This window comes from Chryseobacterium sp. UNC8MFCol (genome assembly GCF_000482305.1).
In the GTDB taxonomy this organism is placed as follows: Bacteria; Bacteroidota; Bacteroidia; order Flavobacteriales; family Weeksellaceae; genus Chryseobacterium; species Chryseobacterium indologenes.
Genome location: NZ_AXUZ01000013.1, coordinates 238,756 through 257,395, shown reverse-complemented (window position 1 = coordinate 257,395; position 18,640 = coordinate 238,756). Strand labels below are relative to the sequence as shown.

Below are 18,640 nucleotides of genomic sequence, written 5' to 3'. Positions count from 1 at the left end.
CTGTTTCTGGGCGCACCATTTGTAAGTGGCGACAGCGATATTCTCAGCCAGGATTTAAATTTTGATTTGATCAGGAATAATCTTCTCCAGTACGTTATTGGAAGTTTGATCCTAAGCACTTCACTGTCTGCTATTTGTGGGATCGCAACGTTTCTATTTTTGAATAAGCTAAATCCAGAGAATAACTAAGCTCCTATATCAATAAGATAAAAGGATTTGAAGGATTGTATCAGTAACTTATTTAAAAACAACATCTGCAAATGATAAAGGCCCCATCATTACTGTCACAAAAATAGCAAGAATCACCATTGCCAGTTGGGTAGTATGATAAACCTTTCCGTACTCCGTTTCTTTTATTTCAAATGTAAATTTGATCTTATCCGGCCTTCTGATGATCCGCCAGATGAATAGGAGAATAATAAGGTTTAAAAAGATAGGTAGAAAGAGAAATAACTTACTTCCGTAACTGTCTTTATTGTTTCCGAAACTGTGAATAGGTATTGTATCAGGTACAGACTTGTATACGGAACACAGGTATAACAAATAACAAGTGATGATAACAAACGGAACCGCAAACAGGATCTTTATGTACTTGGGAATCATTTTAATTTCTTTAAAGTTTTATGCAAATATTTTTCGACATTTTTCTTATCCGGAATGGTGGTAATTTCTTTTGTAAGTGCCATTTCAAATTCCGTTTTTGCCTTTGAAAATTCTTTTTTGTAAAAATAATACTTCCCGGCCAGAAAATATCCTTTCCAAAAATCAGGATTTAAAGATAGATACCGGCTTAGAAAATCATCCGTCAATATTCCTCTACCACGGATAGCATCACTCACTTTTATATTTATCTGCCGGTATGTTTCATAATTCCTGAATTCTTCTGAGTTTACGAATGGGTCTGTGGCAATATTTAAACCTGATTTTGCCAAATTATCTTTTTGAAGACCATGATCTGAAAAAATTTCATTGAGATCGTAGCATACGAATTCTCCCAATTGATAAGGATTAGAAGAAACCCAGACCAACCTCTTCTCAGGAGAGAAAATCACCGAATGATGGGCCAGAAGCTGGTTAAGAGCTTTTTCATTGCCATATCCTATTTTTTTATCCTTTAGACCGGACCTGTTTCTTAGAATAGCAGCTATTTTTTCCGGGTTAAGCTTTTTTTCTTCCTGCAAAAGCTCCTGAAGCTTTTCATACCGGTATGCTGAATGGCTTTCTTCGATATGTTTCTGGTTTTTCAGGTCATTTTTATAGGCATCAGACTGAAAGTGGTTGGTACAAATCACCTGGCTTGTATTCTGTACTTTATATACACCGAAATTTTTAGGGGAAACTTCAATGATCACCGCATTTTTATCTGCGGCACTTCCTACAAGAATAGATTCTGAAACGAAAACCTTTCTCTTTCCGGCAATCGCTATGGCTTCTTCTATCGTTCCGGCATATTGCAATATCTCTCGTGTTACCAGCGAAATAGGCGTTTTTGCGGTGAGTGGAATCTTAGATTTTCCGGCATTGATGGTCACTGTAATTCCCTTTTTATTCATTCCCGAGACCACTCCAATCATTCCCGGCCAGCTTACGGACATATAGGGAATTCCCGTATCGGGTTCCACAAATTCCACCACTTTGTTTTTTGCAAAATCATCGCCTACGTAAAAATCAAAATTTCTACCGATCAGCAGATCTCCGTCTTCCGTATTTTCGTTCCATACTGCCAGTGAGGTACAGCCGACCATCGCAAGATCCTGCATTGCATGTCCGATATCATGAGCGCCATGCAGATAAAGGTTTCTTAAGTATTTTGGAGCAATAAAATTATACTGATCTGAAGAATATTGTGATAAACCGAATAATTCGGCCTGATAATCTTCCCTGACATTAAGATACATTTTTCTGTTATACCATTTCAGGAAGCCTCTCAATAGTTTTTGTCGGAATTTTGACGGCACAAAACCTTCCACTTTTGAAAAGAAAATTCCTTCCTGCTTCTGCATGAGATCTTGAGTCAAGGCTCCGTTATTATATCCTAGTTGCAAAGGATTTCCATGGATATAAAGTTCCCACAGCTGCTGCTTGTTTTTGGTCAGAAAATTTTGGTTAAAACTGAATGTGGTATCGTTAACCTTAGTTACCTTAGGAATTTCCAGCGGATATTGTTTGACATCAGGGATATGGTGAACAGACTTAGAGATCCCGCATGAAATGAGGATAAAAGCAAAAAGAGAGTACAAAAACAATCTTTTATAAGGCAGATTATGGAGATTAGTTTTTTTCACATTCAGTTTGTATTAAATACCTTTGGTGAGCCGGTTATCAATTGTTTCTTTTCCCACAATTTCAGCACAGGTATTAAAGGCCCCGATGGTTACTCCCAAAATCCCGTGCATATTGACGGATTGCCCGGTGAGAAAAAGATTATCGATTTTGGTACGGGGTGAAACCATCGTTTTGAGGGGATTGTCCGAACTTTTCATGTATCCGTACATATTTCCTTCAAAACCGCCTATATAATCCCGGTAAGATAATGGTGATGAGGTATAGATCTTATGAATTGCATGTCTCAGATTCGGAATTCTCTTTTCTAAGGCATCAAGCATCTTCTCCGTCTTTTCAAGCTTAAACATCATGTACTTCTCTCCTCTCTCATGCTCATCAGCTACTGTATTAAAGGTATTTTCCCATTGTTTTACCTCATCAAAATCCATATAAGAGATTGCTGTGATACTTTCTGAAAACCCCGGATAATCTTTGGATGGTGTTGAAGAGAGCATATAAGTTTCCGGCCATGCTTCCTTATGATAACGGAATGCATTCCAGACAAGGTCTTCAGATGAATAATGATAGATATTATAATTGAAACCCGGCAAATATTGAGGTTTCAAAACCAGATATATACTGAAGCATGACGATACCGGTTTCCAGCTTAAAACACGGTTTAAAAAAGATCTTTTCAGTCTCTCCTCTCCAATCAGTTTAATAGTAGAGCGAATCTCAATATTTGAAATAAACTGTTTTGCGGCATATTGCTTTCCAGCCGTGGTTTTCACTGATTTCAGGATATTATTTTCGTTAAAAACAAATTCTGAAACTTCAGCATGTTTATGAATTTCCACTCCGTACTGACGCAGTTTTCTTATCAATAATTTGGAAATCTGGCTACCGCCTTTTACACATTTGTAGGCACTCTGAATGTATGAATTAACCGTTAAAGCATGTACATAGAAGGGAGCATTTTCAGAATCTCCGGCATACAGAAAGTTGGAGCCCAATAAAACTGACTGCAGCTTTTTGTTCTGGGTAACAGATTCTATAAACCTTTTGGTATTCAAATGCAGGATTTCTTCGTTATAAGTGTCATTTCCTACCACATTATATCTGAGAAACTGGCTGCAGACATACTGAATTTCTTCACAGTAATTTTCGAGATTCTCTTTTTCTTCAGGAAAATACTTTGTCAGCTGCTCAACAAAATTCTGATAGCCCTGTGCATGGGGATACTCTATCGGGTCATCATCAAATGAAATCCTGTCGTAACCATCTTCGTCCATTTTCTGAAGTTTCAGGTCATTCATAATTTCAAGATAAGAAAAGAATCGATGGAGATTCTGCCCTTTTGATAGTCCTCCCAAATAATGAACTCCGGTATCGAAAATGAGCTTATCTCTTGAAAAGGTTTGAAGATTACCTCCATACTGGTTATTCTTCTCCAGCACACAGACACTGAGTCCTTCCTTCGCCAAAACAAGAGCCGAAACAAGACCTCCCAATCCGCTGCCGATCACAAGTATGTCATATTCTTTTACCAAAGGAGGAATGTGTTTTTAAATTAAGAAATTAAGAAGGTTGCTCAGATCTTTGTGTTTATTACAGCGAATGTAATATTTCTACAATCTGAAATTCTCAATACATCTTAAAGGTTTTTAGTTTTTCTGTTAGCTTTCATGGGTAAAAATAGAAAAATTAATCAATATCATCCCAAAAATCGAAATAATTAAACCATTGAAGAGGGTATTTTTTAATCATGGTTTCCAGATTCCGGACATAAGAATGTAAAAGGCCTTGTGAATCCCGGTTTTTAATATTCTGTGCTACTCTTGCGTATAAGTGGTAATGAAGATTCTTTTCCTTCATTACATACACGTAGACTACGGGCACCCCAAGCCGTGAAGCAATCAGGAAAGGACCTGCCGGAAATTTAGCGCTTTTTCCCAATAGATCAGCCTCAAGATACTTTGATCCTTCAAAATACCGGTCGCCCGTGAAACAAATCAACTCATTGTTGGATAAAGCCTGATTGATCTCAAAAATATGAGACATATCTTCTTTAACGTAGATGAATTTAATATTGCTTTTTTTCACCGAAACAGTCTCCAGATATTCCTTGATCGCTGTTACTTCCTGATCTGTCGTTACCAGGTTGATCTGACAATCAAAATCAATATCTGCAAAGAAGTGTTCTGCAATCTCAAAATTCCCGATATGGGCACTGATCAGAACGCCGCCTTTTTTGGCTGCTAATAGGTTCCGGAGATTTTCGATACCATCAAATTCATACGTATATTTTTCTCTTAATCCTGCAGAAATGGCTGTTTTATCAATCAAAACCTTTCCAAAGGTAAAGTAGCTTTTAAAGATAGAACGCCTGGCTTTCCAATATCCGTAACTGAGCCTTTTTTGAAAATAATAGAGAATGTACTGATTGCTTTTTTTCTGAAAAAGAAAATAGTAAGCAGCCACAAAGTACAGTACAACATATGAACTCCTGATTCCGATATTTCTAATACACCAGACGAATATTCTGTATCCTGCTACTGTTCCTTTAGATTTACCTTTCCATTTGTTCATAAAGTGTAATTTATATAAGACTATACCAATGTAATAATATGACTAAGTATGGCCTGCACACCGTTCTATCATTACATTGGTATATTTTAATAATATAGATTGGCCTATCAACTAGGCGTTTTTCTCGGCAATCTTATTTTCAATCGTTGTATAAAAGTCGTCGAATGTTATCATTTTTTTGAAATCGGCTTCGCCTAATTTCACACCGAAATTAGATTCAATTACGACAACCATATCAATATAATCCAGGCTGTCTAAGCCTAATGTAGTTTTAAGATTTGCCTCGTTGCTGATTTCGTCTCCGTCTACTTCAAATTCGTTTACCAAAAAATCATTAACGATAGCAACAATTTTTCCCCTTTCCATGTTTTTACTCAAATTTTTTAACTATTAGTGCAGAATTGGTTCCCCCAAACCCAAAAGAATTCGACAAAAATACATCAATTTTTTGATTTTTTGTTTTTGAGACCAAATTTATCTTTTGCGCTTCATTATCAGGGTTTTCCAGATTGATATTAGGAGCTACAAAATCGTTCTGCATCATCAGAATAGAGTAGATGACTTCACTTGCTCCTGCCATCCAGCACTCATGTCCTGTCATCGACTTTGTAGAGCTTACCGGAACCTTATTTCCAAAGATTTCATAGATCGCCCGTGCTTCATTGGCATCTCCAATGGGAGTTGAGGTAGCGTGAGCATTGATATAATCGATATCTGAGGCTTTTAAACCGGACTGTTTTAAAGCTCTTTCCATTGCCAGGGCAGGGCCGTCAACATTGGGTGTTGAAATATGACCTCCGTTTGAAGAGAATCCATAGCCGATAATTTCAGCGATAATTGGAGCGCCTCTTCTTTGGGCGGATTCCAGACTTTCCACAATCAGGCTAGCTGCACCACCGCTGGGAATAAGGCCATCTCTTCTGGCATCAAAAGGTCTCGACGCTTTGGCAGGCTCATCTTCTCTTGCTGAAAAAACACCCAGTCCGTCAAAACTTGCCATGGAATATTTATTCGTTTCCTGAGCGCCTCCACAAATGATCATCTCCTGAAATCCGTTTTTGATCATCATGTAAGCCAGTCCCAAAGAATGAGAGCCGCTTGCACAGGCTGCACTGATTGTCAGATTGATCCCTTTCAGTTTGAAAATAGTAGAAAGGTTCATCGTTACGGTTGAGTTCATCGATTTAAAGATTGCCCCCGATCCCATCAATGTGGTATCTTTTTTTTCTCTTGCAATATCGATAGATTCCACAACAGCTTGAGAAACGCTGTCATTTCCGTATAAAATACCTACTTCGTGGGACTCTAAAAAAGCTTCATCAAGATTTGCCTGCTTTAATGCATCTACAGTAGCCAGATAAGCATATTCGCTTTCTTCCCCCATACTGACACGCTGGCGTCTGTTCAGAAGATTTTTAAGGTCCGGTTTTGGGACAACACCCGTCAATCCTGATCTGAAACCGAATTCTTTTCTTTCTTTGTCTAAAACAATACCCGATTTTCCGTGGAATAGGGATTCCCTGACCTCTTCTAAAGACGTCCCGATGCAGGAATAAATTCCCATTCCGGTAATTACAACCCTATTTTCCATATTTATGAATAAATTCCTCCGTTAATATTTATAACTTCTCCCGTGATATAAGAGGCTTTTTTTGAGGCTAAAAATGCGACAAGGTCAGCTACTTCTTCTGCTTCTCCAAATCTGTTTGCGGGAATCATTGCCTTCAGTTCATCTTCATTAAATTCCTGGGTCATATCTGTTTTAATGAATCCCGGAGCTACTGCATTTACGGTAATATTTCTTTTGGCAACTTCCTGCGCAAGAGCTTTTGTAGCGCCAACCAGCGCTCCTTTTGCAGCAGAATAATTGGTCTGCCCTGCTGTTCCTTTTACTCCTGAAACTGAAACCATGTTAATAATCCTTCCGTATTTGTTACGAAGTAATTTTTGAATAAAGAAGTTGGTCACATTGAAAAAGCCGTCTAAACTTGTATTGATTACAGAGTTCCAGTCTTCCTTTTGCATCCACATAAACAGACCGTCTCTTGTGATTCCGGCGTTATTTACGATCACTTCTACCACGGCATCAGAGTTTCTTTCCTGCCAGTCAGTCAGAATATGTTGCGTTTCATCTGTATTTCCTACATCAAATTTAAGAATTTCTCCTGTGGCACCCAATTCTTCTATTTTTGCCAATGTTTCTTTTGCAGCAGCTTCGTTGGAAGTGTAGTTGATCAGTATATGATAGTTTTTCTCTTCAGCCAGTTTTATACAGATGGCTCTTCCGATTCCGCGGGAGCCTCCTGTTACAATTGCACATTTCATGCGTTAGTGTTTATTTCGTTTTTAGTTTTTTTAAGTTAGCCTGTTTTCCTTATTCTTTAGAGACAATTCACTATAGCCAATAGTTACATGGTCTTTAAATATTTCTTCACTTCTTCCAGATACGGGTACATCACCATATCGTCGGAAAATGCAGGAATAATCTTTCTGATATCATCATACAATCCTTTGGTGGAAGATGATACCTTATCCTGAAAACCAAGATATTCAATAGCCTGAATAATGGTAATTGCTTCGATCGCCAATACCTCAAAAGCATTTTCAATAACTTTTCTACAGATCACTGCAGCATTGGTACCCATACTAACGATATCCTGATTGTCATTATTATTCGGAATACTGTGAACATACATAGGATTCGACAACATCTGGCTTTCTGCCGTAGTGGAAGTTGCCGTAAACTGTACACCCTGCATCCCGAAATTGAAACCTAATTTACCTAAATTTACAAAAGGAGGCAAGATTTCATTGATTTTAGCATTCAACAGGTAGTTCAGCTGTCTTTCTGCGAGCATTGTCAGCTTGGTCACCACGATTTTAAGCTTATCCATTTCCAGAGAAATGTAATCCCCGTGAAAGTTTCCTCCGTGGTAAACATGCTGATCTTCAACATTGATAATCGGATTGTCATTGGCAGAATTAATTTCATTCTCCAATACCTTCTCCGTGTATTCCAGGGTATCCAGCACGGGTCCTAAAATCTGTGGAACACATCGTAATGAATAATATTCCTGAACTTTTTCTTTAAAAACTTTCTCCTGTTCCTCAAAGTGGGTATACAAATGATCAGCTCTTTTTCTGATCAGTTTACTGTCAGCCAGGTGGGCACGCATTCTTTCTGCAACCTTCTGCTGACCGTAATGTCTTTTGGTTCCGTTTAACGCTTCTGATAAATGGTCATCATAGGCCTGAACAATCTCATTGATTGCACAAGAAAGCTTAATGGATATATCTGTTAATAAATTAGCTTTGTAAGCATTTACAATACCGATTCCGGACATCACGGAAGTTCCGTTCATCAGAGCAAGTCCTTCGCGGATTTCTACCTGTATAGGTTCCAGGCTCTCTATCTTAAAAACCTCCTGAGTAGATTTTCTTTCACCTTTGTAGAAAACTTCTCCTTCCCCAATTAATACCAATGCCAGGTGAGCCAGCTGAACAAGGTCACCACTTGCACCGACTCCTCCATGTTCAAAGATAAGAGGGGTAATATCTCTGTTAATCAATTCCTGAAGAAGATAAATAACCGACTGATGTACTCCGGAATTCCCCAATGACAGGGTATTCAACCTTGCGAGCATACAGGCTTTAACTTCTTCTGCCGGTAAAGGTATTCCGATTCCCGACGAATGGCTTCATATCAGGTTATACTGAAGCTGAAGAGTGTCTTCATCACTGATTTTAAACTGGGCCATTGGTCCGAAACCTGTGTTCACACCATATATTACTTTATTTTTTGAAAATTCCTTTAGAAACTGATAGCTCCTATCTACTTTTGATAAAAGGGATTCATCCAGTTCTATTTTTTCATTTTCAATGATTATTTTTTGAAAATCTTTCAGTTCTAAAAAGTTATTTATTTTCATCAATTAAAAGTAATAGTTGATAATTTTGTAAAATATTAATTAATTGTCACTAATTTTGCGGCAAAGATAAAAGTTATTATTAAAATAAAAAATCAAAGATGAGCAAAGAATCTGTTGACGTTCTTGTAATCGGAGCCGGGCCCTCCGGATGCGTGTCTTCTTCCTACTTAAAGAAGAACGGCGTCAACGTAAAAGTTGTTGAAAAAACAAAATTTCCAAGACTGGTAGTAGGGGAAAGCTTAATTCCAAGGGTCATGGACCACTTTGATGAGGCGGGGCTTTTTCCTGCATTAGACAAAATGGGTTTTGAAAAAAAGCTTGGGGCACGTTTCCTTCGAGGGGATGAAGTCTGCATTTTTGATTTCAGTAATAAATTTGGTGAAGGTTGGGACTGGACCTGGCAGGTTCCGAGAGCTGATTTTGATAATACCCTGGCTCAGGAGGTTATTAATAAGGGTATCGATCTTGAATTTGAAACAGAAGTTATAGATATTAAGTTTAACGGAACAGATTCTATAACTACAGTAAGAAATAATAACGGAGAAACCAAAGAGATTCATGCCAGGTTTGTAATTGACTCCAGCGGATATGGAAGGGTTTTACCACGATTATTAGATCTTGAAAAGCCGTCAAAGCTTTCTCCTCACTCGGCAATTTTCTCTCATGTGAAAGATATCAACCGGGAAGAGGGGGAAGAAGGAACTCTAATTTCTTTTGACATTATTGAAACTGAAGTATGGCTTTGGGTTATTCCTTTTTCCAATGGAAATACAAGCGTAGGAATTGTAGGACCTACCGATTATATTGAAAAACTATCTGACAACGGAGATGCTGCCGAAGCGTTAAGAAAAGCGATCTCTCTTTCCGACTATTATGTAAAACGATTTGGAGACATAGATTTCCTTTTTGAACCAAGGCATTTAAAAGATTATTCATGTTCTGTCAAAAGTCTTTTCGGAGAAGGTTTTGCCTTAACGGGTAATGCCTCTGAGTTCCTTGACCCTGTTTTCTCTTCGGGAATGGCTTTTGCCACAGAATCAGGAATGCAGGCTGCGAAACTGGCCCTCAGGCAATTAAACGGCGAAAAGATAAACTGGCAGACGGAATATGCAGATTATATTTTATATGGTGTAGATGTTTTCACTACGTATGTGAAAGAATGGTACACCGGAAATCTCCAGGAGCTGTTCTTCCATCAACCGGAAAATCCCGATGTCAAGAAAAAGATCTGTGCCGTACTGGCAGGATATGTCTGGAACAAAGACAATCCTTTTGTAAAGAAGCATGACACGGTTATTAAAAACCTCGCAAACCTCATCAAATCAGAAAAGCAAGAGCATAATCAATCATAAAAAACGGTCTGAAATTCAAACCGTTTTTGTTTTATTTTATCATTTTATTAATTTCTTTTGTCAGCTGCCTGCCTGTTTTTTCATAAGCTGCAGCTATTCTGCCATATTCCATGATATAATCTCCTTTAACTCCTATTCCTTCAATTTTATCGGTTTGAATTTTGGTGACTGCCTGAGACGGATTTTCATGATCAACAAAGGTTATCACGGTGGATAGTTTGGCTGGTTGTACCATCATTCCACCGGCCCAACCGGCATAAATCCATTTTGTTTCAACAACTAATGTGTATTTTGTTTTTAGATCTTTTCCGAATCTGATTTTCTTAGTTTTAGCATTTAATCCATCAATAAATTTATTAAAAAAAACAGATTCTCTGTACCGGTTCCACTCTCCTATCCATTTTTGCCAGGCTAGTTCATCTTTTTTGGTCAACGTCTCTGCTTTTCTCCTCTCCAGATACTGCGCTTCGGTGTAATTCTCAACTTGAAAAGCTGGGTTTTCAAATTTGAACTGAACATTTACTTCAGTTTGATCTCTAAGTAAATCGAAATTTCCAAATTCATAATTCAGTTTACTTTGGGCAAAGGAAAAATTTACAATCGCCATCAGTAATAGCAATAAGAGTTTTTTCATATTTAATTTAAAAGGTTAAAGGTTATTAATTTTTTATTTTCTGGTATAATAATCTACTTTTAAAGCGAGCATCTTTGAGGTTTTTGCAAAACACTCGGCGATACGGTCATTGTTGTTGGGAATTCCGATGACATTATCTCCAGTAGCCTTTATTCCTTCAACGACCATCACAACATGATCAGGATTATTGGTTTCTACGAAAGAAATTTTAGAATTCATTTGTGCCGGAATATTTCCCAACCCGATAAAAGCACCCTGAGATATCCAGGTAGGTTCAACAATTAAAGTATATTTGGTTATTTCAAAATTGGTAGAGGCTTCAATATCAGTGTTTTTATTCCACGAAGCCAGGAATTTATCCTGAAAAGTTTTACTTTTTGAATATTCCCAATCCTGCTTCCATTTTTCAGCATTCTCTTTACTGCTTCCCTTTTCTATCTCAGTCATTCTCTGCGTGATATATTCTTGTTCGGAAATTTTTTTCCTAGTAAAGGTTAGTCCTCCATATTTAAAAACTACTTTTATGAACTTCTGATCTTTTAAAAAGTCGTAGTTTCCGGAAATAACTTTCACTCTTTGAGCCATCAGAAAAGATGAGAAAGCGAAAAGAATCACTAACAGTATTTTTTTCATCGTTGTTTTTGTTTTTATCTTAAATCAATGAATGTAACAGGCTTTCTGCTGTTGGGATTAAACACTACTTTAGAAAGAATATCAAAATCAATGATCTCTATTTTCGGGCTCACCCTGAGCTTTGCCCTGAAATGATCTCTAACATCATTGACAAAATTCTCACTGATATCTTCCGTGCTTATTTTGATTATAATTTCATCAAGTCCAATTTCACTTGCCTGAATAACGATCTGATAGCATAAAATAGTATTAAAATCATTCAAAATATCATTGAGCGCAGGCGGATACAATGTGGTGCCTTTATACTTGATCATTTGCTGCATTCTCCCAATGACCGGGCCCAATCTCATGGTATTTCTTCCACATTGACATGGCTCATAATGCGCCTTTACAATGTCACCTGTTTTGAACCTTAATAAAGGAATTGCCTCAACGCCAAGGGTAGTAATGGTAAGCTCCCCGCTTTCACCTTCTTTCACGGGGGTTCCCAGATCATCAAGAATTTCTGTAATGATCAGCTCCGGATGATGATGCCCGCCAATCTGATACTTACATTCAGTAAAAGCAGTACTCATTTCCGTAGAAGCATAGGTTGAAAAAAGTTTAATATTCCACTTTTCCTTAATTTTCCGGGAAAGGATATTATCTGTAAAATCCTGGTTTTTGATGCTCTCTCCGATACATACCGCCCCATAAACACTGGAGTTTTTATAATCCAGACCATTCTTTTCCGCATAGTCAATCATTTTCAGTAAGAATGAAGGAACGGTAATCAGATATTTAGGCTGGTATCTGAAAATAGAATCCCATTGAAGCTCAGGTATTCCAGGGCCCATTCTCACTACACTGGCTCCCATTTTCCTTAGTCCCAGGAAATAGGCCAGCCCGGCCATAAACCGTTTGTCAATGGTTGTGATCATCTGTACGACATCTCCTTTCTGAATCCCTGCGCAGGCGAAAGATATCGCCTCGTTGTAAGCCAGTCTTTCAAGGTCATTATCAGACAATCCGAAAGTCACGGGATCGCCTAAGGTTCCTGACGTAGTACTGTAATCAACAATTTTATCCGGACTGATACAGAAAAAATCATGATTATTCTGCTGCAGATCATTTTTTGTTGTTGTAGGAATTTTCTGCAGGTCTTCCAAAGTACTGATGTCCCTGATGTCAATATGATGTTCCCGAAACAGTTTTTGATAGAACGGCGAATGATTTTCAAGATAACTCAAAAGTTCCCTAAGCTTCTCTTCCTGAAACTTTTTGATCTCCTGAATGCTAGATTTTTCGATTGACGGATGAAATTCCAATGATTTTAATTTTGAGCAAATGTATTTAATTAAATTAAAAGATTGAAGGATTAAAGCATTTAAAGACAATTCCCCTATCTCTGAAATGTAAAAGTCTGGGTATTGGTATTGCCTGCTGTGTTGATTGTGGTAACTTTCAAAGTATGGGATCCTGAACCTTTCGGGCATTTTTCATCAAAAACATATACAAAATCGTTTTTAACCCGGGCAAATCTGAGCCATTTTCCATCCATCTCAGCACGGAAGAATACAATATCGCCTATTTTTGTGCTTCCTTTCAAACGCAAAGAACCGCTATTGATAAGCCCACCTTCTTTCCATCCAGGAAAAACGGATGGCAAAGTTTTATCCAGCACAAGTTTTACTGTTCCCAGTCTGTTAAATTGTCCTTCAACTTTATCCCCGTTCCATTTTCCTTTCACGGCATCTTTATCACTGCTATAGTCAAACAAAAGAACCACCTTATCTTTTTCTTCCTTATTCAGCGGCCTGTTCGGTTTTATTTTTATGGTATAATTGTCGTGCACCGGCACATACGTACTGTGAAGACTGATGATATTGGAAATCACATCGGAATCTGCATCCGGCTTTTCATTTGCAGTAAAATTAACAGCATCGTAAACTGCATATTTACTGAAACTGACATCAGCATTTTGAGTGTTGATGGTCTTTGCCTCATTGGGATTTAAAACGGTACCTGAAGGATTAATTTTATTTCCGATGCCATCAAGCTGAACTTTCGTTGCCAACCTGCTGATATTTCCTTTGATATCTTTTAGAATAATTTCAATATTGTGAACTTCATTATCCTGCAGATTGATGATTCCTGATAAACCCGGAACGCTATAATTCTGTAATTTCATTCCCGGTAAAACGGATAAATGCTGAACGCTCATCTTATCCCTTGCAAATTTGGTATAATCTATAGAGCCATTCTCATAACGGGTATCATCATAGCTCACTTTATCTATAGAAAAACTATAGATCAATTTACCATCCATCAGTAATTCTGCATGATAAATCCCCAGATTGAACCCTTGATTGGCTTTATCCACGGCTTTTATCGCAAAGCTTACAACCGGAGAGTTTACTCTTACCACATCCGCCGTGTATATGTTTCCAATCTTTTTTACTGATACACCATTTGCTCCCGGTTCATAGGTACTAAAACGTCTGTCATACCAGTACAATCCACTGATGATGGGTGCTACACTATCAGGAATTGTAAAACCAAAAAGAAGTGGATTAAGGCACTCTTCTGTTTTGGTATCACGTATCTCAAAATGCAGATGAGGTCCTGCCGACCCTCCTGTATTTCCGCTTAAGGCTATCAATTGACCTTTGGTTACAGGAAACTGTCCCGGCTGAAAACTAATATCCTGCTCCCATTTTTCCTCTTTATATTGTCTTTCTTTTACATAGGCATCAAGTGCATCAAAATACTTATTCAGGTGAGCATATACTGTGGTGTAGCCATTCGGATGGGTTATGTATACGGCATTTCCAAAGCCATACCGTTCTACTTTTATTCTGCTTACATATCCGTCTGCTGCTGCAAGAACCGAGAGGTTTTCCTGGCTGTTGGTTCTTAAGTCCAGCCCCATATGAAAATGATTGGAACGGATAGCCCCAAAATTGGCGGCCAATTGCATGGGAATATTCAACGGATTCCGGAAATAGTTCTGTGGATAGTTTTGGGCCTTGGATATGATACCATTGATTAAACAAACAATAAGCATCAGTTTATAAAATATTTTCATGACATCATTTGGGATTAGGTTCATTTGAATATACAAAATTTCAAGCAATGATCGTGCTATTTTAATCTTACCGATATTTTTTGATATTAATTTTTATCAGCTTTTTCGTAGAAGATTCCATTAGAAAGTCCGGTCAAAATTTTGCGAAAATTCCAATTACCAATGATGTCAGATTCGCTCTTATGCGCTTCCAGTATTTATATTTCTGAAATTGAAGTTTTTAATAGAAGATATCGAAATAAAACATATATTATAAACCGACAAAATTCACTAAATTTGCAAACTTATTAATCAACGAAATATTGAGATATTTACAATGAGCCAATTTAAAGAATATAAAAACCTCAACCTTATTGACATAGCCGAGAATGTAGCGGAATTTTGGAAACTGAATAAAACTTTCAGCAAGAGTGTTGAGATTCGCGAGGGTAATCCTGAGTTTGTATTTTACGAAGGTCCGCCTTCAGCAAACGGTATGCCTGGAATTCACCACGTAATGGCAAGAGCATTGAAAGATATTTTCTGCCGTTACCAGACGCAGAACGGGAAGCAGGTTTTCCGTAAGGCAGGCTGGGATACGCATGGTCTTCCTGTGGAGCTGGGTGTGGAGAAAGAATTAGGAATCACTAAAGAAGATATTGGTAAAAAAATCTCGATTGAAGATTACAACAAAGCTTGTCGTGAAGCAGTAATGCGTTATACCGACGTTTGGAATAACCTTACCGAGAAAATCGGATATTGGGTAGACCTTAATGACCCGTATATTACCTACAAGTCAAAATATATGGAAACGGTTTGGTGGCTGTTAAAGCAATTGTATGACAAAAGCTTGTTGTACAAAGGATACACGATCCAGCCTTATTCTCCGAAAGCAGGGACAGGTCTTTCTTCACACGAACTGAACCAGCCGGGAACGTACCGTGATGTTTCGGATACTACCGTTGTTGCCCAATTTAAAGTAAAGAAGGATTCGTCTGCATTATTCAGTGATGTTGACGGAGATGTGCATATCCTGGCGTGGACGACCACTCCATGGACGTTACCATCCAATACGGCTCTTACCGTAGGAAGAGATATTGAATATGTTTTGGTTAAAACTTTCAATCAATACACTTTTGAACCGGTAACTGTCGTTTTATCCAGAGTTCTTTTACCTAAGGTTTTCGGTAAGAAATATACAGAAGGAACGGATGAGGATTTTGCAAATTACACTCCAGAGGCTAAGGTGATTCCATTTAAGGTTTTAAAAGAGTTTACCGGAGAGCAGCTTGTTGATACAAGATATGAGCAACTGGTTCCATGGTTTACACCGAATGACAATCCTGAAAACGCATTCAGAGTGATCCTGGGTGATTTCGTAACAACAGAAGATGGTACAGGTATCGTACATACCGCTCCTACTTTTGGTGCTGATGATGCAAGAGTAGCAAAAATGGCTCAGCCTGAGATCCCGCCCATGTTGGTAAAAGATGAAAATGACAATCTCGTTCCACTGGTAGATTTACAAGGGAGGTTCATCAAAGGAGAAAATGTTCCTAAAGTATTTTCAGGAAAGTATATCAAAAACGAATATTACGATGAAGGAACTGCTCCTGAGAAATCATGGGATGTAGAGCTTGCGATCTTATTGAAAACAGAGAATAAAGCCTTCAAAGTAGAAAAATATGTCCACTCGTATCCACACTGCTGGAGAACTGACAAACCGGTACTCTATTATCCGCTGGACTCATGGTTTGTGAAAATGACTGCCGTAAAAGACAGACTGGTTAATTTAAACAAAGAAATCAACTGGAAGCCTAAAGCCACCGGAGAGGGACGTTTTGCCAACTGGCTGGAGAATGTGAACGACTGGAACTTGTCCCGTTCGAGGTATTGGGGAATTCCGTTACCGATCTGGAGAACTGACGACTTAAAAGAAGAAAAGATCATTGGTTCTGTTGAAGAACTGTACAACGAGATCGAAAAGTCTGTTGCAGCAGGATTGATGACTGAAAACCCATTCAAAGGTTTCGAAATCGGAAATATGTCTGAATCGAACTATGAACTGGTTGATCTTCACAAAAATGTAGTAGACAAAGTAATTTTAGTTTCTGATTCGGGAAGAGCAATGAAGCGCGAAAGCGACCTGATCGACGTTTGGTTTGACTCAGGCTCTATGCCGTATGCTCAGCTGCACTATCCTTTTGAAAATAAAGAATTAATTGACAACCATAAAGCATTCCCGGCTGACTTCATCGCAGAAGGTGTTGATCAGACCCGTGGATGGTTCTATACGCTGCATGCCATCGGAACAGCTGTTTTTGATTCAGTAGCTTATAAAAATGTTATGAGTAACGGTCTTGTTCTGGATAAAAACGGGCAGAAAATGTCAAAACGTTTAGGAAATGCCGTGGATCCGTTTGAAACGCTTTCAGTATACGGACCGGATGCCACACGCTGGTACATGATCTCCAATGCAAATCCTTGGGAAAACCTGAAGTTTGATATCGAAGGTATTGATGAAGTAAGAAGAAAGTTCTTCGGAACATTGTACAACACCTATTCATTCTTCGCGTTATATGCAAACGTGGATGGATTTAATTACTCAGAGAAAGAAGTGGAAAACCGTCCGGAGATTGACAGATGGATCCTTTCCGAGCTGAACCTGCTGATCAAAGAAGTAAAAGCATTCTACGAGGATTACGAACCAACAAGAGTAGCAAGGGCGATCAGCACATTTGTAAATGATAATTTGAGTAACTGGTATGTAAGATTGTGCAGAAGACGTTTCTGGAAAGGAGACTATTCAGATGATAAGATCTCTGCTTACCAGACTTTGTACACTTGTCTTGAAGTGGTAGCCAAGTTATCAGCTCCTATTGCCCCGTTCTTTATGGATCAATTGTATCAGGATTTAAATAAAGTAACCGGAAAAGAGAATTGTGAATCTGTACATTTAACAGACTTCCCGGTAGCAGATGAGAGTTTAATCGATCAGGATCTGGTTGAAAAAACGCATTTGGCCCAAAACATTACCAGTATGGTGTTCTCTCTTAGAAAGAAAGAGAACGTAAAAGTGCGTCAGCCTTTACAAAAAGTATTGGTTCCTGTATTGGATTCTAAAACGGAAGAGCAGATTCTTGCTGTAGCCGACCTGATCAAACAGGAAGTCAACGTAAAAGAACTGCAGTTGATCAATGCGGAAGAAGCTTCCCATTTAATTGTAAAACAGATAAAACCTAACTTCAAAGCTCTTGGTCCTAAATTAGGAAAAGATATGAAGGTGGTAGGTGCCGAAATCAGCAATCTTACGACAGAACAAATTGCGGCTCTTGAAAAAGAAGGAAAACTTGATATCCAAGGATATGAAATCACACCGGATGATGTGGAAATTTCGACAAAAGATATCCCGGGATGGACAGTAACTTCTGACGGAAAAACAACTGTGGCATTAGATTTGACGTTAACAGATGAATTAAAATCTGAAGGTATCGCAAGAGAATTTATCAACAGAATTCAAAACCTGCGAAAAGATAAAGACTTTAACCTGACAGACAGAATTAATATCTCGATTGAGGAAACTTCTCCATTCCTTGAAGATATTAAGAAAAATGAGGAATATATTTCTTCAGAGGTCTTGTCAAGTAAAATAGAAATTGTATCTTCACTTTCAAATTTTAACGAAATCGAAATAGATGAGGTTAATTTTAAGATAAATGTCGAAAAAAATTAACATGTAGTTATTGTATTTCAAATTCCATTTCATAATTTTATTAAAAAAGAGAAAAGAATATGTCAGACGAAAGAGTTAGATACAGCGATGCTGATTTACAGGAATTTAAAGCGATCATAAAAGACAAAATAGAAAAAGCAGAAAAAGATCTTCAGCTGATCAGAGAAAGTTTCATTAATGACCAGAACAATGGTACAGATGATACTTCACCTACATTCAAAGCCTTTGAGGAGGGTGCTGAAACACTAAGCAAAGAGCAGAATTCTATTTTAGCAGGAAGACAGGAAAAATTCGTGCGTGATCTTAAGAATGCATTAATCAGAATCGAAAATAAAACGTACGGTGTTTGCCGAGTAACAGGGAAATTAATTCCTAAGGAAAGACTTTTAGCCGTTCCTCACGCGACACTAAGCATCGAAGCGAAAAATATGCAGAAATAGCCGTAAGGTTTGTAAAATA

The 18,640-nt window shown here is 38.1% G+C and carries 14 protein-coding genes and 2 pseudogenes; 4 read left to right on the top strand and 12 right to left on the bottom strand.

Annotated features, from left to right (window positions below; all coding sequences use genetic code 11):
* Positions 1 to 189, top strand: a pseudogene (locus tag M030_RS25875) (DUF2062 domain-containing protein); the annotation flags it as partial.
* 48 nt (positions 190 to 237) lie between these two features.
* Here M030_RS25875 and M030_RS0108235 read toward each other — a convergent pair.
* The 8 genes and pseudogenes from M030_RS0108235 to hutH all read right to left on the bottom strand — a co-directional run bounded on the left by M030_RS0108235 (position 238) and on the right by hutH (position 8,783).
* A complete protein-coding gene (locus M030_RS0108235) occupies positions 238 to 603 on the bottom strand; it encodes a hypothetical protein (protein WP_027373074.1) in 366 nt (121 codons plus the stop codon).
* Positions 600 to 2,285, bottom strand: a complete 1,686-nt coding sequence (locus M030_RS0108230; protein ID WP_081806306.1) for a C45 family autoproteolytic acyltransferase/hydolase — start codon at positions 2,283 to 2,285, stop codon at positions 600 to 602. Before M030_RS0108230 ends, M030_RS0108235 begins: the two co-directional genes overlap by 4 nt.
* Positions 2,286 to 2,297: 12 nt before the next feature.
* Entirely contained in the window at positions 2,298 to 3,815 is a 1,518-nt protein-coding gene (locus tag M030_RS0108225; protein ID WP_027373072.1) for a phytoene desaturase family protein, read from the bottom strand.
* 154 nt (positions 3,816 to 3,969) lie between these two features.
* Complete coding sequence (locus M030_RS0108220; RefSeq protein WP_027373071.1) at positions 3,970 to 4,854, bottom strand: lipid A biosynthesis acyltransferase; 885 nt, start codon at positions 4,852 to 4,854, stop codon at positions 3,970 to 3,972.
* Between the two features lie 111 nt (positions 4,855 to 4,965).
* Complete coding sequence (locus M030_RS0108215) at positions 4,966 to 5,220, bottom strand: acyl carrier protein (protein ID WP_027373070.1); 255 nt, start codon at positions 5,218 to 5,220, stop codon at positions 4,966 to 4,968.
* A 4-nt stretch (positions 5,221 to 5,224) separates the two neighbouring features.
* The gene (locus tag M030_RS0108210) at positions 5,225 to 6,445 is read right to left on the bottom strand and encodes a beta-ketoacyl-[acyl-carrier-protein] synthase family protein (RefSeq protein WP_027373069.1); all 1,221 of its coding nucleotides are present in this window, start codon (positions 6,443 to 6,445) and stop codon (positions 5,225 to 5,227) included.
* Between the two features lie 2 nt (positions 6,446 to 6,447).
* On the bottom strand, positions 6,448 to 7,179 hold the full coding sequence (gene fabG / locus M030_RS0108205; protein ID WP_027373068.1) for a 3-oxoacyl-ACP reductase FabG: 732 nt from the start codon (positions 7,177 to 7,179) through the stop codon (positions 6,448 to 6,450).
* Between the two features lie 83 nt (positions 7,180 to 7,262).
* A pseudogene (gene hutH / locus M030_RS23870) lies at positions 7,263 to 8,783 on the bottom strand (HAL/PAL/TAL family ammonia-lyase).
* 98 nt (positions 8,784 to 8,881) lie between these two features.
* Between hutH and M030_RS0108195 the strand changes: the two are divergent.
* Positions 8,882 to 10,135: an NAD(P)/FAD-dependent oxidoreductase gene (locus tag M030_RS0108195; protein ID WP_027373067.1), complete on the top strand. Its 1,254-nt coding sequence runs from the start codon at positions 8,882 to 8,884 to the stop codon at positions 10,133 to 10,135.
* Between the two features lie 31 nt (positions 10,136 to 10,166).
* Here the strand turns inward: M030_RS0108195 and M030_RS0108190 are convergent, their stop codons facing one another.
* The 4 genes from M030_RS0108190 to M030_RS26005 all read right to left on the bottom strand — a co-directional run bounded on the left by M030_RS0108190 (position 10,167) and on the right by M030_RS26005 (position 14,469).
* Positions 10,167 to 10,769: a hypothetical protein gene (locus M030_RS0108190; protein WP_123861772.1), complete on the bottom strand. Its 603-nt coding sequence runs from the start codon at positions 10,767 to 10,769 to the stop codon at positions 10,167 to 10,169.
* Between the two features lie 33 nt (positions 10,770 to 10,802).
* The gene (locus tag M030_RS0108185; protein ID WP_027373065.1) at positions 10,803 to 11,402 is read right to left on the bottom strand and encodes a hypothetical protein; all 600 of its coding nucleotides are present in this window, start codon (positions 11,400 to 11,402) and stop codon (positions 10,803 to 10,805) included.
* Between the two features lie 14 nt (positions 11,403 to 11,416).
* On the bottom strand, positions 11,417 to 12,709 hold the full coding sequence (locus M030_RS0108180) for a phenylacetate--CoA ligase family protein (protein ID WP_027373064.1): 1,293 nt from the start codon (positions 12,707 to 12,709) through the stop codon (positions 11,417 to 11,419).
* Positions 12,710 to 12,783: 74 nt separating this feature from the next.
* On the bottom strand, positions 12,784 to 14,469 hold the full coding sequence (locus M030_RS26005) for a M23 family metallopeptidase (protein WP_027373063.1): 1,686 nt from the start codon (positions 14,467 to 14,469) through the stop codon (positions 12,784 to 12,786).
* A 316-nt stretch (positions 14,470 to 14,785) separates the two neighbouring features.
* Here M030_RS26005 and ileS point away from each other — a divergent pair, with 316 nt between their 5' ends.
* Both ileS and M030_RS0108165 read left to right on the top strand, forming a co-directional pair.
* On the top strand, positions 14,786 to 18,181 hold the full coding sequence (gene ileS / locus M030_RS0108170) for an isoleucine--tRNA ligase (protein WP_027373062.1): 3,396 nt from the start codon (positions 14,786 to 14,788) through the stop codon (positions 18,179 to 18,181).
* Between the two features lie 59 nt (positions 18,182 to 18,240).
* Positions 18,241 to 18,621 carry a TraR/DksA family transcriptional regulator gene (locus tag M030_RS0108165; RefSeq protein ID WP_027373061.1) on the top strand — a complete coding sequence of 127 codons (381 nt, stop codon included), beginning with the start codon at positions 18,241 to 18,243 and terminating at the stop codon, positions 18,619 to 18,621.
* Positions 18,622 to 18,640 lie beyond the last annotated feature (19 nt).